At 37.6% G+C, this 24,535-nt stretch carries 30 protein-coding genes; 16 read left to right on the top strand and 14 right to left on the bottom strand.

Going from position 1 to position 24,535, the window contains the following annotated elements; translation table 11 throughout:
- Both ACW2QC_RS12645 and ACW2QC_RS12640 read right to left on the bottom strand, forming a co-directional pair.
- Positions 1 to 510, bottom strand: coding sequence for a DUF456 domain-containing protein (locus ACW2QC_RS12645; protein WP_457544337.1), 510 nt, complete (start codon positions 508 to 510; stop codon positions 1 to 3).
- The gene (locus ACW2QC_RS12640; RefSeq protein WP_457544336.1) at positions 510 to 1,133 is read right to left on the bottom strand and encodes a glycerol-3-phosphate acyltransferase; all 624 of its coding nucleotides are present in this window, start codon (positions 1,131 to 1,133) and stop codon (positions 510 to 512) included. The genes ACW2QC_RS12645 and ACW2QC_RS12640 overlap by 1 nt, the downstream gene beginning before the upstream one ends.
- A 156-nt stretch (positions 1,134 to 1,289) precedes the next feature.
- On the opposite strand from ACW2QC_RS12640, the gene ACW2QC_RS12635 reads away from it, so the two are divergent.
- Complete coding sequence (locus tag ACW2QC_RS12635) at positions 1,290 to 1,850, top strand: M15 family metallopeptidase (RefSeq protein WP_457544335.1); 561 nt, start codon at positions 1,290 to 1,292, stop codon at positions 1,848 to 1,850.
- A gap of 59 nt (positions 1,851 to 1,909) precedes the next feature.
- On the opposite strand, the gene ytzI is transcribed toward ACW2QC_RS12635, so the two are convergent.
- The 3 genes from ytzI to ACW2QC_RS12620 are packed head-to-tail and all read right to left on the bottom strand — an operon-like array spanning position 1,910 to position 3,445.
- Positions 1,910 to 2,062, bottom strand: a complete 153-nt coding sequence (ytzI, locus tag ACW2QC_RS12630) for a YtzI protein (protein ID WP_457544334.1) — start codon at positions 2,060 to 2,062, stop codon at positions 1,910 to 1,912.
- 24 nt (positions 2,063 to 2,086) lie between these two features.
- On the bottom strand, positions 2,087 to 2,518 hold the full coding sequence (locus ACW2QC_RS12625) for an N-acetyltransferase family protein (RefSeq protein ID WP_457544333.1): 432 nt from the start codon (positions 2,516 to 2,518) through the stop codon (positions 2,087 to 2,089).
- 12 nt (positions 2,519 to 2,530) lie between these two features.
- Positions 2,531 to 3,445, bottom strand: a complete 915-nt coding sequence (locus ACW2QC_RS12620; RefSeq protein WP_457544332.1) for a ketopantoate reductase family protein — start codon at positions 3,443 to 3,445, stop codon at positions 2,531 to 2,533.
- 552 nt (positions 3,446 to 3,997) lie between these two features.
- On the opposite strand from ACW2QC_RS12620, the gene ehuB reads away from it, so the two are divergent.
- The 6 genes from ehuB to ACW2QC_RS12590 all read left to right on the top strand — a co-directional run bounded on the left by ehuB (position 3,998) and on the right by ACW2QC_RS12590 (position 8,485).
- Positions 3,998 to 4,903, top strand: coding sequence for an ectoine/hydroxyectoine ABC transporter substrate-binding protein EhuB (gene ehuB / locus ACW2QC_RS12615; RefSeq protein WP_457544331.1), 906 nt, complete (start codon positions 3,998 to 4,000; stop codon positions 4,901 to 4,903).
- Positions 4,904 to 5,016: 113 nt separating this feature from the next.
- A complete protein-coding gene (ehuC, locus tag ACW2QC_RS12610) occupies positions 5,017 to 5,676 on the top strand; it encodes an ectoine/hydroxyectoine ABC transporter permease subunit EhuC (protein ID WP_457544396.1) in 660 nt (219 codons plus the stop codon).
- The gene (ehuD, locus tag ACW2QC_RS12605) at positions 5,676 to 6,398 is read left to right on the top strand and encodes an ectoine/hydroxyectoine ABC transporter permease subunit EhuD (RefSeq protein WP_457544330.1); all 723 of its coding nucleotides are present in this window, start codon (positions 5,676 to 5,678) and stop codon (positions 6,396 to 6,398) included. The genes ehuC and ehuD overlap by 1 nt, the downstream gene beginning before the upstream one ends.
- A gap of 3 nt (positions 6,399 to 6,401) precedes the next feature.
- The gene (ehuA, locus tag ACW2QC_RS12600; RefSeq protein WP_457544329.1) at positions 6,402 to 7,172 is read left to right on the top strand and encodes an ectoine/hydroxyectoine ABC transporter ATP-binding protein EhuA; all 771 of its coding nucleotides are present in this window, start codon (positions 6,402 to 6,404) and stop codon (positions 7,170 to 7,172) included.
- A 346-nt stretch (positions 7,173 to 7,518) separates the two neighbouring features.
- Positions 7,519 to 7,986 (top strand): DUF4183 domain-containing protein, encoded by a 468-nt coding sequence (locus ACW2QC_RS12595; protein ID WP_457544328.1) that lies wholly within the window; start codon positions 7,519 to 7,521, stop codon positions 7,984 to 7,986.
- Between the two features lie 115 nt (positions 7,987 to 8,101).
- Positions 8,102 to 8,485 (top strand): DUF4183 domain-containing protein, encoded by a 384-nt coding sequence (locus ACW2QC_RS12590; protein WP_457544327.1) that lies wholly within the window; start codon positions 8,102 to 8,104, stop codon positions 8,483 to 8,485.
- Between the two features lie 146 nt (positions 8,486 to 8,631).
- Here ACW2QC_RS12590 and murB read toward each other — a convergent pair whose 3' ends face one another.
- The 4 genes from murB to ACW2QC_RS12570 form a co-directional block, all read right to left on the bottom strand.
- The gene (gene murB / locus ACW2QC_RS12585; protein WP_457544326.1) at positions 8,632 to 9,555 is read right to left on the bottom strand and encodes a UDP-N-acetylmuramate dehydrogenase; all 924 of its coding nucleotides are present in this window, start codon (positions 9,553 to 9,555) and stop codon (positions 8,632 to 8,634) included.
- Between the two features lie 67 nt (positions 9,556 to 9,622).
- On the bottom strand, positions 9,623 to 10,441 hold the full coding sequence (locus tag ACW2QC_RS12580; RefSeq protein ID WP_457544325.1) for an alpha/beta fold hydrolase: 819 nt from the start codon (positions 10,439 to 10,441) through the stop codon (positions 9,623 to 9,625).
- Between the two features lie 5 nt (positions 10,442 to 10,446).
- Complete coding sequence (locus tag ACW2QC_RS12575; RefSeq protein WP_457544324.1) at positions 10,447 to 10,827, bottom strand: YbaN family protein; 381 nt, start codon at positions 10,825 to 10,827, stop codon at positions 10,447 to 10,449.
- Between the two features lie 75 nt (positions 10,828 to 10,902).
- A complete protein-coding gene (locus ACW2QC_RS12570; protein WP_457544323.1) occupies positions 10,903 to 11,733 on the bottom strand; it encodes a histidinol-phosphatase HisJ family protein in 831 nt (276 codons plus the stop codon).
- Positions 11,734 to 12,061: 328 nt separating this feature from the next.
- On the opposite strand from ACW2QC_RS12570, the gene hisZ reads away from it, so the two are divergent.
- Genes hisZ through hisC form a run of 9 tightly spaced genes read left to right on the top strand, consistent with a single transcriptional unit; the run spans position 12,062 to position 19,609 of the window.
- On the top strand, positions 12,062 to 13,300 hold the full coding sequence (gene hisZ, locus ACW2QC_RS12565) for an ATP phosphoribosyltransferase regulatory subunit (RefSeq protein WP_457544322.1): 1,239 nt from the start codon (positions 12,062 to 12,064) through the stop codon (positions 13,298 to 13,300).
- A complete protein-coding gene (gene hisG / locus ACW2QC_RS12560; RefSeq protein ID WP_457544321.1) occupies positions 13,301 to 13,927 on the top strand; it encodes an ATP phosphoribosyltransferase in 627 nt (208 codons plus the stop codon).
- Between the two features lie 6 nt (positions 13,928 to 13,933).
- Complete coding sequence (hisD, locus tag ACW2QC_RS12555) at positions 13,934 to 15,217, top strand: histidinol dehydrogenase (RefSeq protein WP_457544320.1); 1,284 nt, start codon at positions 13,934 to 13,936, stop codon at positions 15,215 to 15,217.
- The gene (gene hisB / locus ACW2QC_RS12550; RefSeq protein WP_457544319.1) at positions 15,210 to 15,794 is read left to right on the top strand and encodes an imidazoleglycerol-phosphate dehydratase HisB; all 585 of its coding nucleotides are present in this window, start codon (positions 15,210 to 15,212) and stop codon (positions 15,792 to 15,794) included. The genes hisD and hisB overlap by 8 nt, the downstream gene beginning before the upstream one ends.
- Before the next feature lie 19 nt (positions 15,795 to 15,813).
- On the top strand, positions 15,814 to 16,416 hold the full coding sequence (gene hisH, locus ACW2QC_RS12545; protein ID WP_457544318.1) for an imidazole glycerol phosphate synthase subunit HisH: 603 nt from the start codon (positions 15,814 to 15,816) through the stop codon (positions 16,414 to 16,416).
- Positions 16,416 to 17,126, top strand: coding sequence for a 1-(5-phosphoribosyl)-5-[(5-phosphoribosylamino)methylideneamino]imidazole-4-carboxamide isomerase (hisA, locus tag ACW2QC_RS12540; RefSeq protein WP_457544317.1), 711 nt, complete (start codon positions 16,416 to 16,418; stop codon positions 17,124 to 17,126). The genes hisH and hisA overlap by 1 nt, the downstream gene beginning before the upstream one ends.
- A 2-nt stretch (positions 17,127 to 17,128) precedes the next feature.
- The gene (gene hisF / locus ACW2QC_RS12535) at positions 17,129 to 17,899 is read left to right on the top strand and encodes an imidazole glycerol phosphate synthase subunit HisF (RefSeq protein ID WP_457544316.1); all 771 of its coding nucleotides are present in this window, start codon (positions 17,129 to 17,131) and stop codon (positions 17,897 to 17,899) included.
- Entirely contained in the window at positions 17,884 to 18,531 is a 648-nt protein-coding gene (hisIE, locus tag ACW2QC_RS12530) for a bifunctional phosphoribosyl-AMP cyclohydrolase/phosphoribosyl-ATP diphosphatase HisIE (RefSeq protein ID WP_457544395.1), read from the top strand. The genes hisF and hisIE overlap by 16 nt, the downstream gene beginning before the upstream one ends.
- Positions 18,524 to 19,609, top strand: coding sequence for a histidinol-phosphate transaminase (gene hisC / locus ACW2QC_RS12525; RefSeq protein ID WP_457544315.1), 1,086 nt, complete (start codon positions 18,524 to 18,526; stop codon positions 19,607 to 19,609). Before hisIE ends, hisC begins: the two co-directional genes overlap by 8 nt.
- 92 nt (positions 19,610 to 19,701) lie before the next feature.
- Here hisC and ACW2QC_RS12520 read toward each other — a convergent pair whose 3' ends face one another.
- From ACW2QC_RS12520 to ACW2QC_RS12500, 5 genes are all read right to left on the bottom strand, one after another.
- The gene (locus ACW2QC_RS12520; RefSeq protein WP_457544314.1) at positions 19,702 to 20,412 is read right to left on the bottom strand and encodes a SurA N-terminal domain-containing protein; all 711 of its coding nucleotides are present in this window, start codon (positions 20,410 to 20,412) and stop codon (positions 19,702 to 19,704) included.
- Between the two features lie 213 nt (positions 20,413 to 20,625).
- Positions 20,626 to 21,576, bottom strand: a complete 951-nt coding sequence (locus ACW2QC_RS12515) for a siderophore ABC transporter substrate-binding protein (protein WP_457544313.1) — start codon at positions 21,574 to 21,576, stop codon at positions 20,626 to 20,628.
- 64 nt (positions 21,577 to 21,640) lie between these two features.
- Positions 21,641 to 22,399: an iron ABC transporter ATP-binding protein gene (locus ACW2QC_RS12510; RefSeq protein ID WP_457544312.1), complete on the bottom strand. Its 759-nt coding sequence runs from the start codon at positions 22,397 to 22,399 to the stop codon at positions 21,641 to 21,643.
- On the bottom strand, positions 22,393 to 23,343 hold the full coding sequence (locus tag ACW2QC_RS12505; RefSeq protein WP_457544311.1) for an iron chelate uptake ABC transporter family permease subunit: 951 nt from the start codon (positions 23,341 to 23,343) through the stop codon (positions 22,393 to 22,395). The genes ACW2QC_RS12510 and ACW2QC_RS12505 overlap by 7 nt, the downstream gene beginning before the upstream one ends.
- Complete coding sequence (locus ACW2QC_RS12500; protein ID WP_457544310.1) at positions 23,333 to 24,286, bottom strand: ABC transporter permease; 954 nt, start codon at positions 24,284 to 24,286, stop codon at positions 23,333 to 23,335. The genes ACW2QC_RS12505 and ACW2QC_RS12500 overlap by 11 nt, the downstream gene beginning before the upstream one ends.
- Positions 24,287 to 24,535 lie beyond the last annotated feature (249 nt).

The following is a 24,535-nucleotide window of genomic DNA, read 5'->3' as shown; positions in this document are numbered from 1 at the left end:
TTACATTATTACGACTATTATAAACCATACAATCATGATAAGTTGAATAATAACCTTCGCAGCTGCCCCACTTAAAAATCCAATTAAAGAGCCAAACGATGCACGAACGGCCTCCCCAGTAGTACGTTTTTGTATCATTTCGATCGTAAATACAACGATAAATGGCAACACGATAATACCGAATGGCGGCATAATAAACGAACCGAGAATAACAGCAACTCCTGCTCCCCGTTCACCCCATTTACTGCCACCGAATTTTTTAACAAAATAACTGTTTGCGATAATATCTGCCCCAATAAGAATAACCGTCAGAATGGACATTGCCACCCAAAACAAAACAGTGAGCTCTTCAGCATCAATCACGAAATGATACAACAAGAATCCAATCCAAATCACAAGTGGTGATGGGATAATGGGATAAATAATTCCTGCAAAGCTTAAGATAAATAATGCAACAATTGTAATCCATATTAGAATATCAACAATCATCATTCCATCACCTAATCCCATTATTTTGTATTCTTTTGAAACATACTGGACAGTTTTGTTTCTTCTTTGGCTAAGATACGTTTATAATTTTCAATATGTTTCATTGTTGATAAAATAGAAAGCAACACAACAACCATCATTGGCTCTATTCCAAAGAAATAATAAGTCGTTACTAAAAATGACAGATACATAAACAATACACCGATTACTAAATAGTCGGTTGCAAATGTTAGCACGAGTAAAATACCTATTCCAATCACAGCAATTTTCCAATCAATTGCAAGCAATATACCTACTAACGATGCTGTACCTTTTCCCCCGCTAAAATTCATTGTAATTGGATAATTATGACCAATAATAATGAATAAGGCGTTGATATAAACCATTAATGTTTGCGCTTCTCCTGTGACATCATTTTCATTTAAAATATATAACAGCAGTATAATAGATAATGTTGCTTTAAAAATATCAATAAGTGCAACTAAAATCCCGAATTTCCACCCAAGTAAAATAGTCGTATTTGATGCACCAGCATTTTTTACGCCTGTATCTTTTATATTAACCTTCTTATATTTACCAACAATTTGCGAACCATGAATACAGCCAAACAAATAACCAATTAAACAGCTTAAAAAGTAAAACATTGTCTCCCCCCTTTTTTATAATTCTATATAAAGTCGACATGCCTAACTACTCGGGTTACACTATTATACGGATCTTTTTTTAAAACGTTTCACTTAAAATGCCACCACTATGAACCACGTTTTCACTGATATACCTTCAAAAGGAGAACATTTACCTTGAAAAAGAAAAAGTACAACAAAGACTTCCTGGCTTGGATTATTATCATTCTTTTTTTCACGGCAATCATCGTGCTTTATAATAAAATTGATGATCCCTACATTGAACAAGAAGAAGAAGAAGCACCGGAACCCACCGAACTCCATCCGACAGTGGAGAAAAAGAAAGACACACTAGTAAAGAAAGCAAAGGGTATTGGTATTCGAGTCGTTATCACGGAAGAAGTGCGTTCCATTAAACGCCAGAATGAATTATATGCACAAGGTCGATCAAAGAAAGGAAACATTGTCACTTATTCAAAAGGCGGCGAGTCTTACCACAATTACGGACTAGCATTCGATTATGCCTTAAGGGACCATGAGGGAAACGTTATTTGGGATATTCAGTATGATGGCAACAACAATGGTCAATCGGACTGGTTTGAAGTAGCGGAAGTAGCAAAAGGACTGGGATTTACTTGGGGTGGTGATTGGAAGCATTTTAAGGACTATCCCCATTTACAAATGGATTTTGGCTTAACCATTAACCAGTTACAAAAAGGCTTACGACCGAAAAAATGACTCCTTAATTATAGATATCAAAGCCTAACTTTAATCCCTCATAATGTCAAAAGACCGCTTCAATTTGCGGTCTTTTCGTATTTATTTCCCTTATCCTCTTCAGGAAGAGGGTCAACAGTATGTTTATAAGCATACCCTTTTGATATAGAGAACAAGGTCATTACGAGAACAATTAACATAATTACAATTCCTATTATTATGGTAGGCAGCATACATCTGTCTCCTTATGTGGTATATTATTCATTTAGGTTAAACACGTACACATCATTTTGCTTTACCCAGCCGTTTCGTGAAAAAAATTGGTGTACGTTCGGATTTTCTGTTGTAATTGTGGTGATTAATCGTTCCACATCTTTTCGGTTAGCTAATCTCTCCATTTTGTGATATAAATGCTCATCAAGACCCTTATTCTCATAGCTGGAAGCGATTGAAAGTTTTTGTATATGAAATTCATTCGCTGTTAGATCCATGCGAAATACCATAAAGGCAGCGATAATTCCAGATTTCTCTACAACATAGATCCTTGTATCATCCTGCGTTAAAATAGTTTCAAAAAGCTCCTTCTCCATTTCACCCTCTTCAGCAGCTAAGTGAATATTCTCTTTGTTGTCATTTAGCTGAGATATCATTGGAAAGTCTTCCATTCTTGCTTCTCTTAATTTATACATGGTGTTTTCTCCTTACGCATTCTCAAAAGGTTTAATCAATCCATAAACAGCTTCAAGATAAGGAAGGTCTACACCAACTGCCTTTGCCAAACGAATGGCCCCTCCTTGAAGGTGTTCTACCTCAAGTGTTAGTCCCTTTCGCCGATCTTGGTGCATGGATGAGGTTGTTTCATCTGGTAAGTTCATTAATTTACTCTTCGCTGCCTCCACCTCATCATCCTGTAGCTCAACATGATGGGCCTTTGCAAGAACACGCATTTCCTGAAGAATCATTTCCGCAATCCGAAATGTACTGTCATGCTTGCGAATTTCACCTATTGATAAGTTGGCGGCAGTTGTAATACCAGAAAACGCGTTGATGAAGGCATATTTCTTCCATAACTCATATGAAATGGTATCACTATTTACTCCATTTACATTTGCCTGATCGCAAAGTTCTTCAAGTTCCTCACAAATTGCTGTTTGTGTAGGCTCAAGTGGGCCAAAAATCAGATCATGGAAATCACTCGAGTGGATAACATGACCTTTTTCATTTAATGTTGCAATAATAAAGGACAGCCCACCAAGTACTGCATCTTTCCCTAATTGATCCTGGAGGTAACTGATATGCTCCATTCCATTTAGAATAGGTAACACGTAAGCACCCTTATCTGTTATTGCTTTAAGATTTTCTAAGACTCCAGACAAATGATAGCCTTTTACTGCTACTAATACAAGATCTACCTTATCGATTTCTGCAACATCTGTTACTATTTTAGGGTCGTCAATACGATAATCTCCTAATGTACTCGTTACATAAATCTTATTCTCCTGTATCTGCCTAGCACGTCTTTCCCGAACTAAAAAAGTAACATTAGCCCCACCTTCCAGAAAACGAGCCCCGAAATAAGAGCCTAATGCACCTGCACCAACCACAACAACATCCATCCAAATCCCTCCATTGAATTATATATGTAATCGTACCGTGTTTTCCTATAATTTGTCCATATATAGTGCCGCAATTGAATTCAAATTTACACTAATTTTGGCAATTTTTTAGTATATACAAGCATGAAGCAATATATACAAGCATATTTTGGTATAAATCAGCTTAATACATTTCACCAATTAATATGCGATTTAAATCCGAATTATCTAAAAATACTACGTTTGTGAATCATTTTAAATAACTTTACTATTAAAGTGTGTCCGCATATAAGCAATAACTTCATTATTTTCTCTTAGAAGAATTCAGCATTCGCCTCATATATCGAATGTTGAGTTTACTTATACCTAATTTCTTACTTAACTTAAGTGCAATAAAAAACCAGTATCTTTTTCCTAAAACGAAAGTAGGAAGTGTAGGCTTGTTAAAAACTTGACTCTGAAGTTAAGTGAAATAAGGGGAGTTGGCATATTCGTCCACATATACTTAACTAGTAGACAAAAAGGATTTTACATAAATTCTTTTTCAATATAAAAGGGGAGGTCATTTAGAAAATGAAGAAATTATTACTTATGTCAGTATTCTGTTTCACACTCTTGCTACTAGCTGCATGCGGATCAGAAGATGCAAGTGGCGATGGTGGTGACGGTGACGGTGGCGATGGTAATGGCAATGTATTAGATGAATTGAAAGAGAAAGGCACTGTAACAGTTGGTTTTGCTAATGAAAAACCTTACGCCTATCAGACAGATGATGGAGAACTAAAAGGTGCTGCAGTGGACATCGCAAAAGCTGTTTTTAAAGAACTTGGTGTTGATAATATGGAGGGACAGCTTGCTGATTTCGGTCAATTAATTCCCGGTTTAAACGCTGGTAAGTTTGATGTTATTACAGCTGGTATGGCGATTAACCCAGATCGTTGCGCGAATGCGGATTTCGGTGAACCAGAAATGATGTATGGGGAAGGACTTATTGTTCAAAAGGGTAACCCACTAGACCTACACAGTTATGAAGATATTGCTAATACGGATGCAACCGTATCGATTATGGCGGGGGCAACAGAACATGAATATGTAAAACATGAGGGTGTAAGTGATGATCAAGTCGAAAGTGCTCCAGACATTCCAGCTACATTCTCAGCAGTAGAATCCGGTCGTGCAGATGCAACAACCGGTACCGAAATGACAGTAAAAAGGGCATTGGAATCCTCTGGTAATGATAAGCTTGAATTCGTAAGTGACTTTGAACAACCAGATATTGAAGGCATTCCAAGTTATGGTGCTGCTGCATTTCATAAAGATAATGACGCATTAAGAGAAGCATACAATGAACAATTGGCTAAACTGAAAGAGGACGGTACGATAAAAGAACTTCTGGAAGCTAATGGATTCAGTGCTGAAGGTAACTCAGTTCCGTCTGATATTACTACTGAAGGTGTTTGTAGTGGTGAACAATATTAAGTTTATTTTTTAAATAATTGCAACGACTCCATAGGGTCTGGCTCCCTCACCTAGGGGGTCCGACCCTATACTTTTTGTTCAAAATATCAATGTAATTAAAAGGAGTGATTACTATTAATGCGATAGCAGATATTTTCCCCATCCTGATGCAGGGTGTCAAAATAACCGTTACCGTTCTTCTAGCCTCCATCGTATTGGGATATTTAATGGCATTCATTGCGGGATTTTGCCGCCTTTCTAATAACTTCATTCTTCGAAAGTTTACTGGTTTTTATGTGGAGGTTTTCCGCGGTACATCACTGATCGTACAATTATTTTGGCTTTATTATGCATTGCCAATTTTATTCGGTATTGAAATTGGTAGTGATTTCTGGGCCGGTGTATTGGCTATTTCGTTAAACTATGGTGCGTATATGTCTGAAATAGTTCGTGGATCGATCCAATCTGTTGCAAAAGGACAGACGGAGGCGGCGACAGCCTTAAATATGTCACGTTTTCAGCGAATGAGACTTGTAATTTTGCCTCAGGCAGTTCGGATGATGCTTCCAGAGTTTGGTAACTACCTGATCTTAATGTTAAAATCTACATCACTCGTCTCATTAATAGGAATGATGGATATTTTATATTATGGAGATATTTTGCGTAGTTCCAACCTGTCACAGGCACCAACTGTATATTTATTAGTACTTGTATTCTACTTCATTCTTGCACTTCCATTAATCTGGTTAACGAGAAAAATGGAAAGTGCATCTAAGAAAGGAGTGGCTAGTTAGTGAATAATTGGAGTTGGGATATATTCTTTGATGCCCTCCCTACTGTATTAGAAGGGCTTGGTATCACAATCGGATTAACAATTGCATGTTACTTATTTGCCTTAATATTTGGCTTTATTTGGACATTTATTAGACGGATCCCAGTGAAACCCGTAAAATGGGTATTATTGTGGATCATGGAGTTTATTCGTTCGACACCACCACTTGTTCAGTTATTCTTCATCTATTATGCATGGCCAATGGTACCTGGTATTGGTATGACATTAAGTCCATTCACAAGTGCAATCCTTGGACTAGGTATTCACTATAGTACCTATGTTGGTGAAGTATACCGTTCAGGAATTGACAGTGTTGATAATGGGCAGTGGGAAGCATCTAGAGCATTAAACTTTTCGACCCGTCAAAAGTGGACAAAAATTATCCTGCCACAAGCCATACCGCCGACAATTCCGATGTTAGGAAACTATTTAATTATTATGTTCAAAGAGGTTCCCTTGGCTTCAACCGTTGGCGTATCTGGTATTCTATTCATGGCAAACGAGTTCGGGGCTCAAAACTGGAAATACCTTGAGCCGTTGACAATTGTAGCTATTCTTTTCTTACTATTAAGCTATCCATCAGCTATTCTTATTAACAAACTGGAGAGAAAGATGAACCGGCGTTTTGATAAGAAAGCAACTACTGGAAGTAAGCCAATTCAGGAAAACGAAGGAGCTGTATAATAAATGACAGAACCGATAGTAATGTATAACGATGTTCATAAATCATTTGGTGATGTAAAAGTATTAAAAGGAATCGATTTAGATATTAAACCAGCAGAGAAAGTTGCCTTAATTGGACCAAGTGGATCTGGTAAGACAACAATTATTCGTATGTTAATGACACTTGAACAACCAACATCAGGAAGTATTATTGTTGATGGTAAAAACCTATGGCATATGGAGAAAGCGGGAAAGCTCGTTCCAGCAAATGAAAAACATTTACGGGAAGTACGCGGCGATATTGGCATGGTATTTCAGCATTTTAATCTTTTTCCACATATGACAATTTTAGAAAACTGTATGACGGCACCAGTTCATGTACAAAAAGAGGCGAAGGACACTGCTAAAAAACGTTCTATTGAAATGTTAGAGAAAGTCGGATTAGGTGATAAGCTTGATAGTTATCCAAGTCAGCTCTCTGGTGGACAAAAACAGCGTGTCGCAATGGCTCGCGCCTTAGTAATGCGTCCAAAAATCATGCTGTTCGATGAGGTAACTTCCGCACTCGATCCAGAGCTTGTTGGTGAGGTTCTTGAGGTAATCCGTGATATTGCGAAAGAAGGCGAAATGGCAATGGTGCTTGTGACCCACGAAATGGAATTTGCTCGCGATATCGCTGATCGTATCATATTTTTAGATGACGGTGTAATTGCGGAACAAGGTCCACCAATAGATGTTCTTGAAAATTCAACAAACGAACGTCTGCAAAGCTTTTTGCATCGATTTAGACATTAATTCAGCGGGATGCATAAAGCGAAATGAAAAAATTTTTTAGTCATAAAACATCCCCTTCAACAAGTCGAGCTGGGGATGTTTTTAATTTCCTTTTGTATAGGCTGTTTTTGGCATGGAGTATTGCTTCTACTTTAATATCCTTATGAAATGAACTCCGTAGCCCCCTCACTCGCACAGGCAAATTATCAGTCTATTCATAGAATAATTGTAATAACCATTCAAACAAAATCTAAGCACCATGCAACGTCCTGTACACCGTATTTGGACGGACCAATTAGACTTATTTAGTTATCCACAGCATTAAATTTTTATTTTTTCCTTCACGTCCTTAAAAAGGGGGGTACCAATGAACGAAAAACAATATCGGTATTACAAGGGTTGCAATAAGCGTTTATTCCATCATCGCCATTGTCCAAATTGCTGCCGTCATGATGATAAAGACTACAGTACGACAAGCAAAAACCAAGTTAGTAAACCTCAAACAAATACATTTAATCCAATATTTAGTCCGTCTATTACAATTAACATCTCTAAAACACCTGATCCAACAACTATTGGGTTAAAGACATTTCAATACTTGACCCTAGCAGATGAAAACAAGCGAATTTATACTGATCAGGATGCATTAAAGCAGTATGGAAGCAGTAACATTCCTAATCCAGATAATATCTCCTACATGAATTTATTTATTAACGGAGTTCTTCAACCAGAAGTCCTTTATCGTGTTCATGAAGGTTCACTTGAATTATTATCCAGCGATTTACCATTACAAGGCACCACAATCATTCTCCTATTTGTTGTTATGGAAACATAAAGAGCACTCTTTCATTGCTTTAGGTCGCCATCAAAATTTGTACCTGCGCTTATTGACTTTTGTCTAAGCAAGCCTGCTTGAATTTCATATAATAATTACAGGAAGGGGGGGAATTATGGCACTCCAATTAATGAAATTGACAGTTAGTGCAGAGACTACAGTAGATATTGTCCCGATCGACACACGTTTTTTTTATGTGACTTCCAACGCGACACCCGCTGGTTCTACCCTAACAATTGATGCAGCTGATTTCTTTGCGGATGACGGAACAGCAGTAACAGAGCTTCCAGCACTTGCAGCCAATAATAGTTACTTCAATGTTTACGTGAATGGTGTTCTGCAAATGCGAGGTATTTCAACGTACACACCAGGGACAACTGGAACGGGATCATTAGCCATTGCTGTGCTCACAGGCGGTAAGACAATACCGGCAAGAGCTCCAATTGTACTAGAAATTATAAATTATGATCCCACCACTACAACTACAATTACAACATAGAATCATATTTCCTATTAAGACAAGGCGAATGTTGAACGTTTCTACAATTCTCTTATCCTTAATCCTTAAAAGTTTAATACTTTCCCTTAAATATAAGAACAAAAGAACTGTGAATAAAAGCCATTTGGCTGCTCACAGTTCCCCTATTATTCTCCCATATCTTCCCCAATGATTTTAACTTCTCGTTCCAATCTAACACCGAATTTTTCTTTGACCGTTTTCTGTACAAAATGGATCAGATCAATATATTGCTCTGCAGATGCATGATCCTTATTAATGATAAATCCAGCATGTTTCAAAGATACTTGCGCCCCGCCAATCTGTTTTCCCTGAAGGTCGCTGTCTTGAATAAGTTTACCGGCAAAATATCCGGGTGGTCGCTTAAATACACTGCCACATGATGGATACTCCAAGGGCTGTTTGGACTCCCTTTTAAATGTTAAATCATCCATAACAGCTTTTATATCATCGTAATCTCCATCTTTTAATGAAAAAGTTGCCTCAAGTACAATATAACCATTTTCAGGAATATTGCTTGAGCGATATTCCAAGTCTAAATCATTTGCTGAAAGGGTAAGAAGGTTCCCCTCCCTATCAACCACAATTGTACTTTCCAATACGTCCTTTATTTCTCCCCCATATGCGCCGGCATTCATAAACAATGCACCACCAACAGAACCAGGAATCCCACACGCAAATTCCAGTCCTGTCAGTTTTTTTGCTAGCGCGTCACGAGAAACATCAATAATTCGTGCACCACTTTGGGCAACGATTGTCGTTCCGTCAGAAGTAATAGCGGCTAACTGCTGTAAATTCAAGACAATCCCTCGAATTCCACCGTCTTTCACAATTAAATTAGAACCATTTCCCAACATTGTAAAAGGAAGATTATCCTCATTGGCCAGTTTAACGATTTCCTGTACCTGTTTATATGTTTCTGGTGTTACATAAAAATCAGCTTTCCCACCTAAGCGGGTATACGTATGATCTTTTAAGTGTTCATCAACCATCACATTTTTCGCTGATGTAATTGCTATTAATTTTTCGTACGTATGATGATCATTCACCACTTAAATCATTCCTTTTAAAGTAATCTAACTGTACACATTTTTATTTTATCATCATTATTATTGTAAGTTATTGTGCTTGTTCTTGCCACAGAAATGAATGAATCAATTCATCTACTTGTTCGTTTTCATGCAGCTCACTATGGCCTAAATGGTCATTTTCAATCATGACCTCTGTTAGTTGATCCCCTGGTATCATCATTTGCAGCTTTTGAACACTTTCCGGCACTGCTACTAGGTCTCCCGTACTGCCAATACTTAATACCGTCAGATCTTTCGGAGTCGCCTGGCTATTTGATTGTATGAGTTGTAAAGCTGGTGAATTTGGTTTCAGGTCATTTGCTGCTGCATCGTGATTAAGTTGAAAATAATGCTGACTATAGATTCCATCAAACGGGCTGCCAATCGTAATCAGCTTATTGATTACAGGATATAAGTTTTTCTCCTGATACTCTTTCACATATTTTAATGAAACCAAGCCACCCATCGAATGTCCAACGAGATTAACGGAATCAATCTGATACGTTTCCTTGAGGTGATGCATAACCAGCGATAGCCATGTTGCAGTATCTTCAAAACTTGCACGATTATTTTCAAAAATAACCTGAATGAAGACAGGCTCAAGTTTTCCCTTATTAAGATTGTATACGTTAACGTCTCCTGTATTTGAGACACGATAAATCAATGCTTTATTACCCCAGTCATTTCGCTCAAATCGCCCTAACATGCCACCAAATGAATTCACTGTTCCTTTATATCCATGAACAAAAACGGTTACAGAAGAGGAATTTTGTTGTGAATTAGCCTGTTTCGGTAAATACGTAATTACCAAAACAAGAACAATGATCATGACTATTGATGCTATTTGCAGTATATGTTTCTTTTTCAACAATTTTACTCTCCTGACAACAATGTTTTTTGTTTTAAAATAAACCACGTGAAAAATGCTGCCGTTGCTAACAGCAGTATTTTAACTAGAACTAATGGTACAACGAAGAAAACAGTATAACCCATTGAAATCCATAACACGGAAACACCGATAACCTTCGCTTTCAATGGTATTCCTTTTCCAGCACGGTAATTTTCAATATATGAGCCAACATACTTGTTCGTAATCAACCAATGATATAATTTTTTCGAACTGCGAACATAACATGCCGCTGCCAACAAAAGAAATGGTGTTGTTGGCAATAATGGCAAAACGATCCCTAAAAGCCCAAGACCTAAGGCAATAGTTCCGCAAATGATTAGGAGTGCCTTCTTTAGTTGCTTCAATATTTATTCACACCAGCCATACAGATTTTATCTATGTTTGATTATATCATCTACTACAGTTATTTTCCTTATCGGTTATAGAAATTTTTGTGACAATTCCATTTTAGATATTACCGTATCAATTGGGTGTAGTATTGGTTCCCCTTGTTCAAATGTTGTTAGATAACGAAATCCGATTCGTTGAAGTAAATCAATTGATTCTTTAAATTGAAATGCAATTGTCTCCTCTATGTGTGAGTCGGATCCTAGCGTAATGATTTCACCACCCGTCTCCTTATATAATCTTAAAATATCCTCACTTGGCATACCGCCTTTTAGTCCATAACGAAATCCAGATGTGTTTAATTCAATTCCTTTGCCCTCAGGAATAATGATCCTAAATATTTCCGTCAAAACATCATAAAAATTGCGCTTTCCCTCTTCACTCCTTGTATATCTTTTTACTAAATCAATATGACCCAAAATATGATACTGCTTATAATGCTTTATACAAAAAAGCAACTCGTCATAGTAATCAGCATATGCTTCATCAATTGTTTTGTTTTTAAAAAAATTCCCCGAATGCAAATCCATTTTATCTGTCGTGTGCATGGAGCAAATCACAAAATCAAACATTTCCTTATCTATTAATTTCGCATATCTTTCCAAAAGATTGGGTTGAATACCAATTTCTACTCCTTTTTTAATCTGTAATCGGCCTGCATAATCCTTCTGTAATTGTTTAATCTCCCGATCGTATTGAGTTAAATCGAAATCAAACGTAATGGACGTATCTGGATAATCATAATCAATATGATCCGTAAAACAAATTTCTTTCAATCCAATCTCAATTGCCTTTTCAATACTTCTCTCCATTGGAGTCTCGCAGTCTGCTGAGAATTTGCTGTGAACATGGTAATCAAACATTTTTAAAAATTCCCCCTCTTCCATTGAAAGTAAAGAAAGCTTAAAATTCGGGCTCTAATTTGTTTACAACAAGGCGAGCCACGTCCAGCTCCAGCACCCAGCGACTAGTGAACTTCCTTCACCTCCGTACGATAAGTCAACATCGGTTCACTCACGCTCACCGTGTTTCCTTTATCTCCTGCGGTTCAGTCCAGTTCATACGTCGCTAAACGGGTGCTTACGCTTTTGTTCTTGACTTTTATCGAATTAATTATTAGAATACTATATAACTTTAATTAAATAAAGTAATAAAGTAATAAAGTAACTGTTAGAGAATGGGAGATTTTATATGGTTATTGACGTTCTTAATAAAATGAATACGCTCCATCTCAATGAATTCGAAAAAAAGGAACAGCTATTAGCAAAAATGAAAGCACGTTTCTCCACGTACGGATATCGCCATATGCAAACACCTGCATTTGAACAATACGATCTATACCAGGCAACCACTGGGACAATCGACACCGATGAAATGATAAAAGTGATTGATCCAAATGGTAAAGTTTTGGTGCTTCGTCCAGACGTCACCATCCCCATTACCCGAATGGTTGCAGCTGGTAATCAATTGAATCCAGATGAAGAACGACTGTTTTACATTTCAACAGTCTTTCGGAATTTAGCAATGCAACCGAATAAACGAGAACATACACAAGCTGGGATTGAAAATTTTGAACCGAAAACTGCCGCATTGGATGCTGAAGTCATTGCATTAGCCATTCACACATTACAAGATATTGGATTTACCGACTTCAAATTAGAAATCGGGCATGCTGGTTTTTTCAAAGAATTATTAAGCGACATACACATCTCTAAACAGGAGACAGATCAACTAAAAACGATCATTCAAGCTAAAGACTTTTCCGGAATAAAAGATTTCCTGAAAAAATTGCCAATCGATACGAAAGGCAAATACGCTTTGGAGCAAATCCCGCTATTATATGGGATCCCTGAGGATGTAATCGACCGAGCCAAGACAGCATCCCTTAATAGCCAGATGGATAAGAAACTACAGGATCTTACCAAGATTATCGAAGTTCTAAAATTATATGGTGCAGAAAAATTTATCTCCCTTGATTTAGGCTTAATTAATCATATGAATTATTATTCCGATATTATTTTTCAAGGGTTTGTTGAAAATTTCGGTAAACCAGTCTTGATGGGCGGGAGATACGATCAGCTGGCCGAACAATTTAACAGGGCAATGCCAGCAATTGGATTCGCCTGTGACATTGACTCTATTTTTACAGTTTTAGAACAGCGATCCCTGATTTTAGATGACAAATCACACATAGACATTCTAATTTATTACACAACTAGTAAACAAAAAGAAGCCTTATCAACTGCATCTACGCTACGTAATCAAGGGTTTCGTGTGTTAATTAGTTCTATTGATAGCATAAGAGATTTTCCTTCATCGACCAGCGTTATCTATTATGAAGAAAATCAAAATCTGGTTAGCAATCAACATTTCAAGCATTCATTTTCAACGACAAAGAAATTACTAGAGTTACTCGGGGGAGGTCTTTGATTGGATTACCTAACATTGGCAATGGCAAAAGGTCGAACCGCTGAACAAACTATTACCCTATTAAACAAGGCTGGGATTCATTTTCCAGCGTTCCACGAAAAATCACGAAAGTTAATTTTTTATGATGACAATAGACAGATCAAACTAATATATGTAAAAGCAATTGATGTACCTACTTACGTTGAGAAAGGTGCCGCAGATATCGGGATTGTTGGCAAGGATAACATCGCTGAGGCACAAGCCGACGTTTATGACATGATGGATCTGGATTTTGGAAACTGTCAATTTGTTCTGGCTGGAGTTTCAGATAAAACGGAGGAAAACATACAAAAGCTAACCGTAGCTTCTAAATACCCAACCGTTACAAAAAAATATTTTCAAGCACGGGGGATTCCAATTGAAACGATCAAACTAAATGGATCCGTTGAATTAGCACCATTAATTGGTCTAGCTGATGTTATTGTCGATATTGTGGAAACAGGGACAACGTTAAAGGAAAATGGATTAAAAGTTATTGATACCATCGATGCTATTAGCACGAGATTAATTGTGAACAAAGCTAGTTTTGCCACAAAATCAACCATTGTTCACCAGTTTATGAATCAACTTAATAAGGCTTTGGAGTGATACCCGATGAAAATAATAACGCATGATGAGTATATAGCACCAAACTTAAATAAAACAGACACTTTTCCAGACGAAACACGTGATCGAATTGTTTTAGAAATCATTCACCAGGTAAGGAAAAACGGAGATGCGGCACTGCTCCATTACACGGAAAAATTTGACCAAGTGAAGCTTGACACAATTACTGTCTCCAATGCTGAAATTAAAGAAGCTAGAAACCAAGTGAAGCAGAGTTATATAAGCGCACTGCGACAAGCAAAGGAAAATATTTTACGGTTTCATGAAGCCCAAAAGGAACAATCTTGGTACATGAGCGATGAGAACGGAAATGTAGTTGGGCAGAAAATCACCGCTCTCGATAAAGTCGGTGTCTATGTTCCCGGTGGCAAAGCGGCCTATCCATCGACCGTCTTGATGAATGTTATCCCAGCAAAACTGGCAGGGGTAAATTCAATAAGCCTAGTTACGCCACCACAGCCGGATGGGAAGATAAATCCTTATGTATTGGTAGCTGCATCTGAAGCAGGTGCCGATCAGATTTTTAAAGTTGGAGGTGCGCAGGCAATAGCTGCACTCGCATATGGGACTTCAACGATTGAAAGGGTCGACAAAGTAGTTGGTCCAGGTAATGCCTATGTCGCCCGGGCGAAGAAATGGGTGTTTGGGGATGTAGCAATTGACATGATTGCCGGACCTAGTGAAATTTGTGTTGTTGCAGATGAAACCGCGAACCCGGCTTTTGTTGCAGCAGATTTACTTTCCCAGGCAGAGCACGATGAACAGGCAACGGCCACCTGTATCACAACAAGCAAAAAGCAGGCGCAGGCGATACAGAGCGAAGTAGAAAAACAAATGGCTCAACTATCCCGTCAAGCTATTATCCAAAAGTCGTTAAACCAAAATGGAAAAATTATTCTAGTTAACGATCTAAACAGTGCCTTTGAATTGGTTAATGAACTGGCACCAGAACATTTACAGCTGATGACGGAACAACCATCCGAACATGTCCATTTCATTAAACACGCAGGAGCTATTTTTTTAGGCCCATACTCCCCTGAACCATTAGGAGACTACTTTGCCGGACCAAATCACACACTGCCAACGAATGGAACAGCGGCTTTTGCTTCCCCATTAGGTGTATATGATTTTGTCAAAAAATCAAGCATTATCCAATATACGAAGTCCTCCCTTCTGCAAGCTTCTGAGGCGGTCATAACCTTAGCAGAAGTAGAGGGATTAACCGCACACGCAAATGCGATTCAATTGAGAAAGGATGCTGACAATGCGTAATAGCTCTATTCAACGACATACTGCTGAAACTGCGATTGAATTAACTTTAAATATTGATGGTATTGGTGAAGCCCGTATGGATACAGGGATTGGTTTTTTCAATCACATGCTGACACTGATGACGAAGCATGGATTATTCGATTTGGCCGTCACATGCAACGGTGATCTGGATGTTGATCAACACCATTCCATTGAAGATATCGGCATAGTGCTTGGGCAAGCCTTTCATGAAGCTTTAGGGAAAAAAGAAGGAATCAATCGGTATGCAACGATAACAACCCCAATGGATGAAGCATTATCAACTCTATCATTAGATATAAGTGGTCGTCCACATCTTGTTTACCGGGTTGAAGGGCTAAAAGATAAAATTGGTGTGTTTGATACCGAGCTGGTTGAAGAGTTTTTCCAAGCATTCGTTAATCATGCAAAGGTAACCCTGCATGTCAATCTAGTATATGGAAAGAACAGCCACCATATCGTTGAATCTATTTTCAAGGGCTTTGGACGTGTACTTAATGAAGCTACCATGGAGAACCCACGTATCAAAGGTATTCCGTCAACAAAGGGATCCTTATGACAAGAAGGAGACATAGCAAATGATTGCAATTATAGATTACGGTGCGGGCAATATTAAAAGTCTACAATCCGCGTTAACAAAACTAAAGCTGGAGTCCTGCTTAACCAACGATAAACAAACCATCACAAACAGTAAAGCTATTATTCTACCGGGAGTCGGAGCTTTTAAAGATGCAATAGATGCACTGAATCAATTTGGGTTGGTAGAAATTCTGCAACAGGAAGCCAAAACAGGAAAACCTATTCTTGGTATCTGTCTTGGCATGCAATTACTTTTTGAAAAAAGCTTGGAGGACGGCGAATGGAATGGTTTGAACATTCTTGAGGGCATCGTAAAACGGATCGATGACTCGGTCAAGGTGCCACATATGGGTTGGAACACACTCGCTAAACAAAAGCAGTGCTCCCTATTAACCAATATCGATGACCAGGCATTTGTCTATTTTGTTCATTCCTACTATGTTGACAAAATGCCGGCTGATCAGCTTGTAAGCAGTTGCCACTACAGTGTAGAAATTCCCGCCATTGTACAAAAAGACAACATATTTGGGATGCAATTTCATCCTGAAAAGAGCGGGAAGAACGGACTAATGCTATTGAAAAATTTCGGGGAGATGATTTGATGATCCTTTTTCCAGCAATTGATATTCGCAATGGAAAATGTGTACGTTTGATTCAAGGCGACTACTCAAAAGAGCAAGTCTATAGTGATTCTCCAACAAATATGGCCCTTCAATGGGAGAAACAACAAGCAGAATATCTTCATATTGTTGACCTTGATGGCGCAAAAACTGGTGACCCAATTAACCGTGCCACAATCAAATCGATAGCTAGCAACACAGCTATCCCGATTCAGATCGGGGGCGGCATCCGGTCCATGGATATTATCGAAACGTATGTATCCCTAGGTGTCAGTCGAGTCATTATCGGAACAGCAGCAATAAACGATAAGGTATTTTTGCAAAAAGCAGTTAAAAGATACAAGGATAAAATTGCTGTCTCCATTGATGCTCGAAATGGGTATGTTGCTACAAATGGCTGGGTGAAAACGAGTAACGTAAAAGCGATTGATCTTGTAAAGGAACTAGAACAATTCGGGATTGATACAGTTATTTATACAGATATTCTAAAAGATGGGATGGTAACTGGGCCGAATTTTTCTGAACTACAAGCAATTAACGAAGCGACCTCGATTAACATAATCGCTTCTGGTGGCGTGTCAAGTAAAGACGATATTGAGCGATTAGGATCAATGGACTTATATGGTGCTATTATCGGAAAGGCATTGTATGATGGTTCATTGTCGTTTCAATCGCTAATGGAGGGACAGTAATAATGCTTGCGAAAAGGATTATCCCCTGTCTTGATGTTGATCAAGGCAGAGTAGTCAAAGGAAAAAGATTTCAGGAAATTCGTGACGTAGCAGATCCTGTTGAATTAGCCGAACGATACAATGATAACGGTGCAGATGAACTTGTGTTTTATGATATTACAGCATCCAATGAAGGCCGAGATATATTTGTGGACATTATCGAAAAAGTTGCAACAAAAATTAATATACCTTTCACTGTTGGAGGCGGATTGCGGACGGTTGATGATATTCACCGTGTCCTTCGAGCAGGTGCCGATAAAGTGTCCGTTAACAGTGCAGCAATAAAAAACCCTACCCTCATAAAAGAGGCAGCGGCAAAATTCGGCAGTCAATGTATTGTACTATCAATCGACGCGAAGAAGGTATCATCCAGTTGGTCTGTGTTCCTAAATGGTGGACGAATAGATACCGGAAAAGATGCGGTTGAATGGGCCAAACGTGGAGAAGAACTTGGAGCAGGAGAAGTCGTGATCAACGCTATGGATGTTGATGGCATCAAAAACGGCTACAATCTTGAGTTAATAAAGGCCGTTGCAAGGGTAGTGAATATTCCTATTATAGCAAGTGGTGGTGCAGGCGAGAACGCACACTTTGGTATTGTTTTACAGGAAGGGATAGCAGATGCAGCTCTGGCAGCCTCCGTATTTCATTACAATGAAATTACGATACCTGATCTAAAGAATTATTTAGCTAAGAACGGTATTACAATGAGGAGGGAATCATCATGGAAGTAGATATGAAACAGATTACGTTTGATAAGATAGGACTGATTCCTGCGATTATCCAGGATAGTAAAACCGGTGCAGTATTAACCCTTGCATACATGAATGAAACCGCACTACTGAAAACGATCGAAACAAAGGAAACATGGCTTTTCAGCCGAAAAAGACAGCAGTTATGGAATAAAGGAGAAACCTCTGGCAACAAACAACTTGTTAAACGGATAACGTATGATTGTGATGGAGATGCACTTTTGGTACAAGTTGAGCCACAAGGTCCAGCTTGTCATACGGGAAACGAAACCTGCTTTTATCAACAGCTTTATGAGGATAGTGCACAACAATTTAATCTAATACACCAGCTTGCCGATACAATAAAGAATCGACAACAAAACCCAGTCGATGGTTCCTATACAACGTACTTATTTCAGGAAGGAATCGATAAGGTCTTAAAAAAAGTTGGAGAAGAAGCGAGCGAGGTCATTATAGGTGCTAAGAATTCTGGTACCGATGAACTTATATGGGAAATTGCTGATCTTGTCTATCACACGCTCGTTTTAATGGAAATTCGTGATGTAACCATTGAGGATATTAGGAGAGAACTTTTCAAACGGCATCTTCAAAAGGCAGGAAACCGAGATGAGTAAATTTTGGAGTACGCTGACAAAACGAACAGAACCATATGTACCTGGAGAGCAGATTGATAACAAGGACATTATAAAACTGAATACGAATGAGAATCCTTACCCACCATCACCAAAAGTAATCGAAGCAATTAAATGGGAGATGGAAAATAATTTACAGCTATACCCTTCGCCAACAGCGGATCCATTACGAGAAAAAGTTGCAGATTACTATCAACTAAAGAAAGAAAATGTATTTGTTGGTAATGGGTCTGATGAAGTATTAGCACTAACGTTTATGGCTTTTTTTGAACCAGGTAAAACAATCCGTTTCCCGAACGTTACTTACAGCTTTTACCCGGTATACGCAAAACTGTTTGGTATTCCCTATGAAGAAATTCCGCTAGCAAGGGACTTTTCCATTCCGACTGATGCATTTTATCAATCAGATGGTGGTGTGATTTTTCCTAATCCAAATGCACCGACTGGAATCTATCTGGGATTAGAACATGTTGTTGATATAGTGGAAAACAATCCACATCAAGTTGTCATTGTTGATGAAGCTTATATCGACTTTTCCGCCGGTTCCGCAGCCACGCTTGTTCATACGTACGATAATTTGCTCGTTGTCCAGACAATGTCTAAATCGCGATCACTTGCAGGATTACGGATAGGATTCGCGCTGGGAAACGCCAATTTAATTGAGGCATTAACCCGTATTAAAGATTCTTTTAATTCATATACGTTGGATCGATTAGCAATTGCTGGTGCAGAAGCGGCAATTTCCGATAACCGATATTTTTTGCAAACAACGGAAAAAATCATTCAAACACGTGAATGGGTTACTGAAAAATTGAAGCAAAATGGTTTTACCGTTCTCCCGTCGGCAGCTAATTTCATTTTTGCCAGCCACTATAAATGTGAGGCTAAACCGCTATATGAAAAGCTGAAAGAAAATAATGTGCTTGTTCGGCACTTTGACAAACAGCCAATAGATAACTATTTACGCATTACGATCGGTACGGATGAGCAGATGAATAGCTTCTTTGAGAAGTTGAAACTAATTATTGCTGAAGTTAGTCAAAGAAGCGTCAAAATCTAGTTATGGTTGATCAGTTACTTCCTCATGTTTTGCAACCAAAACTCAAAACACGAACCCCCTTCCACTGTTAATGTTAATGGAAGGGGACTTTATTAAATCATATTCTTGATTTCCGCATCTTCTTTTAATTCGTTAACTTTTGCTTGTACTTTTTCATTTTCCTTTTGGGTAGTTAATTGGCTTTTGATTTGATCTTTTACCTTTTTAAGTTTTGGAACGTCTTCACTTTGCTCCTTTAACTTATCGTAATAGGACTTTATTTCTTCTTCGGTTACTTCAGTGCCTGTAATTTCCTGATCAATATACTCCCTCAACGTGAGTTCGAATGCCAATTGTTCTTTATAGGACTCCTCGGTAAGGTTATATTGTTCCAATACTTGAGAAAATTTATCTTTACCTGCTGATTTCATTTTATCTAATTCGGACTCAATTTCTTTGTCTGAAACGGTAATGCCCTGCTTTTTTGCATCTTGTTTCAGTAGCTCCTGCTGAACAAGAACATTCATTGCCTGCTCTTTTAATTTATCTTGATCACTAACATCTTCTCCAAATTGATTCATTAATGTTTTTGTCTGTGCGTAAATGTCATTGTATTGATCACCTTTTACATCCGTACCATTTATTTGAGCGACTACATCATCATTATTCACCTTTTCTTCATCTGTTATCTTAACCTTCTGATTAGCTTGTTCCTCCGTGTTTGTTTCATCATCATTTTTCTTTGCTGAATCGGAATCATCACCACAGGCAGCTAATACTGTTGCTATACATAATGCTAACGCAAGCATAATAAACTTCTTCATATATGTTTTCCCTCATTTCCTTCATTTGTCCCTTCATTCAAACACAACCCTTGTACAAATAGCAAATCATATTAAGCGGGCCATATTAATGGATTACTGCTATAGCAACGTTTAGACACTAAACTTAACAATTCCATGACACACTTTCCATGATTATTCCGTATTTTAACGAAAAAAAGAGGCAACCTTATGTGGTCGCCTCTTTTGCAAATGTTATTCCAAACTATCCGCTATCTCATTAACCATTTCCTGAACCGAGACAAGTCCCCCGCCAGAAAGGTACCAGTAATTCGGATCTAAGTATACGATATTATCATTTTTATATGCATTTGTTTTTTTAACTAGTTTATTTTCAACAACTTGCTTAGCAGAAGAATCACCACCAACAACTGCTCCACGGTCGATCACATAAAGAATATCCGGATTTTGCTCAACAACATATTCAAACGAGACATTCATTCCATGTGTAGACACTTCGATCCCTTCATCAACTGCTGGAACACCGAACACATCATGAATTATCCCAAATCTTGAATTCGGACCGTATGCACTAATTTTATCATCGTTTGCCAGAATGATTAATCCATTTTTATCGCTTGATTCAGCTTTTTCTTTTACATCAGCTATCGATTGCTCAAGTTCATCTAACGCTTTATTAACTTCATCTTCCTTATCAAAAATGTTACCGATCGTTGCTAGATTACTTTTAAATGATTCCATGTATTTCGTTGTGTCTACACCAAGATAAATGGTTGGTGCTATTTCTTGTAGTTGATCATATAAAGATGATTGTCTACCAGAAATAATGATCAAGTCCGGATTTATTTGCGCAAGCTTTTCAAAATCCGGCTCCTTCAGACTACCAACATTTTCGTAATCATCACTTTCGAACTTTTCAAGGTATGTCGGAATATTCCCCTGCGGTACACCTGTTACCTCAACACCTAATTTATCTAGTGTATCTAAAGTTCCATAATCAAAAACGACTACCTTCTTAGGGTTTTTTGCCACTTCTGTTTCTCCTAGTTCATGTGTTACATTGATTGTCTCCTGTTTTTCAGTGTTACCGTCACCATTGCTGCTTTCATCTGATTCTGATGTTCCACATGCTGTAGCAAAAACTGCTAGAGCACTAACAATAATAAAAATAATAAATTTCTTCATATAACTAAACCCTCTCATTTTTTATTTTTTGTTAATAGCAGAAAAACTTTAATGAAATATTACGTCATGCAAAATACACACAAATCCTATTGTCATCGATATTTTTAATATTAATATCCATATCATAAATATCTTTTAGAACACATTCATCGATCACATCACAGGTTCGGCCTTGTTTCACGATTTTCCCATCTTTAAGTGCAACAATTTGATCAGAGTAGCACGAAGCAAAGTTGATATCATGAATAACTATTAAAATCGTTTTCCCAAGTTCATTTACAAGTCGCCTTAATGTTTTCATAATCTGAACCGAATGCCGCATATCTAAGTTGTTTAATGGCTCATCAAGTAAAATATATTCCGTATCTTGGGCGATAACCATCGCGATATGTGCGCGTTGTCGTTGTCCTCCACTAAGCTCATCTAAGTACTTATCCTGTATTTCTCGTAACTCCATATAGTCAATTGCTTCATCCACCTTCTCCCAATCTTCTTGCTTAAGCCTTCCTTGTGAGTATGGGAATCGTCCGAATGAAACGAGTTCCCTTATTGTTAAGCGAAGATTGATCGCATTGGATTGTTTTAGAATTGAGATTTTCTTAGCTAATTCATTGTTTTTTGCCTTCGTAATATCTTCCCCATCAATCGTAATTTCGCCGTCATCCTTTGTAATTAACCGGCTTATCATCGAGATCAATGTACTCTTTCCAGCACCATTTGGCCCAATAAATGAAGTGATCGTTCCTTTTTCAATATTCACAGAAACATCATCAATTACTTTTTTATGGTTATATTTTTTTAAAACACCTTTAATATTTACCATGATTTATTCTCCTTTAACAAAAGATATATGAAGTAAATACCACCAATGAAGTTGATAATGACACTTGTTGTCGTTTGAAACGTAAATACTTCTTCGACAATGAATTGACCACCTAATAATGCAATTATACTAATTAGGATTGACCCAATAATTAGGTAAAAATGTCGAAACGTTTTTAAAAACTCATATGACACGTTGACGACTAGTAAGCCCAAAAAGGTAATTGGTCCAATTAAAGCTGTTGCAATGGAAATTAATACAGCCACAATGATGAGTAAACGTTTTACAACATAATCATATGGAACACCTAAATTAATTGCCTCATCTTTCCCTAACGCCAGCACATCTAAATATTTATAAAATCGCATGAAGTAGATGGTTACAAGTACAATTAGTGCCAATGATAAGTAAACGAGATTTTCATTCACGTTGTTAACGCTGGCAAACATTCGGTCCCTAGCAACCATAAATTCGTTTGGATCGATTAACACTTGCATAAAGTCAGTAAAACTTCCAAAAAATGTACCTAAAATCATCCCGACTAACAACAGGAAGTAAATATTGTTCTTCTCTCCTCTAAACAAGAAGCGGTAGAGAACTAGTGAAAACAGTACCATTATCCCAATCGAAATAAAATAATTGATATTGCTGCTCATCATCACGAGTGATTGCGAACCAAACATAAAAATAATAAACGTTTGAATTAACAAATAGAGTGAATCAAGCCCTAGTATACTCGGCGTTAAAATCCTGTTATTCGTAATAGTCATAAACACGGTTGTTGAGAAAGCGATGGCTGATCCAGTTAATATAATGGCCACTACTTTGATAATTCGTCGCGGTAATATATAGCCAATATTGCCGCTTAAGTCATGCATAATATATAGAACTGCCAGAACTGCTGCGATTACTGCTAGGATAATTGTCTTTTTCTTATAACCCATATTTCTTTCTCCTTAACAGTAAATAAATGAATATGCCACTTCCGATAACTCCAACCGTTAAGCTAATCGGAATTTCATACGGATAAATAATTACGCGACCAATGCAATCGCAAAATAATACGAAAATAGCTCCTAGCAATGCTGTATGTAATAGGCTTTTTTTTAGATGGTCACCCTGATAAATCGTAACAATGTTTGGGATAATCAATCCTAGAAACGGAATAACCCCAACTGATAAGACGACAGATGCTGTAACTAGGGCGACAATAATCAATCCAATGTTAACGACCTGTCGATAATTTAATCCCAAGTTTTTGGAAAAATCCTCTCCCATTCCCGCTATGGTAAATTTATTTGCAAATAGATAAGCAATAATTAAGATAGGAATGCTGACATACATTAACTCATAATTGCCACTCATGATCATCGAGAAATCACCTTGCATCCATGAGGACATATTTTGAATGAGATCATTCTTATAGGCAAAAAATGTTGCCAACGAGCTAATAATATTCCCAAACATCAAACCAACTAGTGGAATAAAAACAGCATCCTTGAATTTAATTTTCTCCAGTATTTTCATAAAGATAAATGTACCAATTAAGGCGAATGCAAATGATACAAGCATTTTCTGCAGTGGACTGGCAGTGGTGAACACCATTAAAGCAACTAAGATACCAAGTCTTGCTGAATCAAGCGTTCCAGCAGTTGTCGGTGAAACAAATTTATTCCGACTAAGCTGCTGCATGATCAACCCACAGATACTCATACTCATCCCAGCAATCAAAATACTGACTAATCTCGGTAAACGGCTGATCATTAATATCTCGGCCTGTTCTTCTGATAAGCTAAAAACATCCCAGGGAGCAACATCGGATACACCAATGAATACCGAGCAGATTGACAATACGATTACCGCAATAACTAAATAACGAATTTTCATATAAATGTCCTTCACTGTAATTTAGAATTGTTATCAACTTTTAATCTATCTAATTAAGAATGATATTCATTATCAATTAGATTCTATAAATGATTATAACAGAATAACAAAACACGTCAATGGGTTTTTTGTAATAAATATCACATTTTTGTGAAATGAAAGGCTTCTTTAAGATGATTAGACATAACCAATCGGATAGGAGTTATTCTTCAATTCTTATGGGGAATCTCTAGATAACTTTTTCCGTCC

Source organism: Virgibacillus sp. FSP13 (assembly GCF_054048505.1).
Note: the sequence above shows the minus strand (reverse complement) of the source record. Positions and strands in the feature narration are given on the sequence as shown.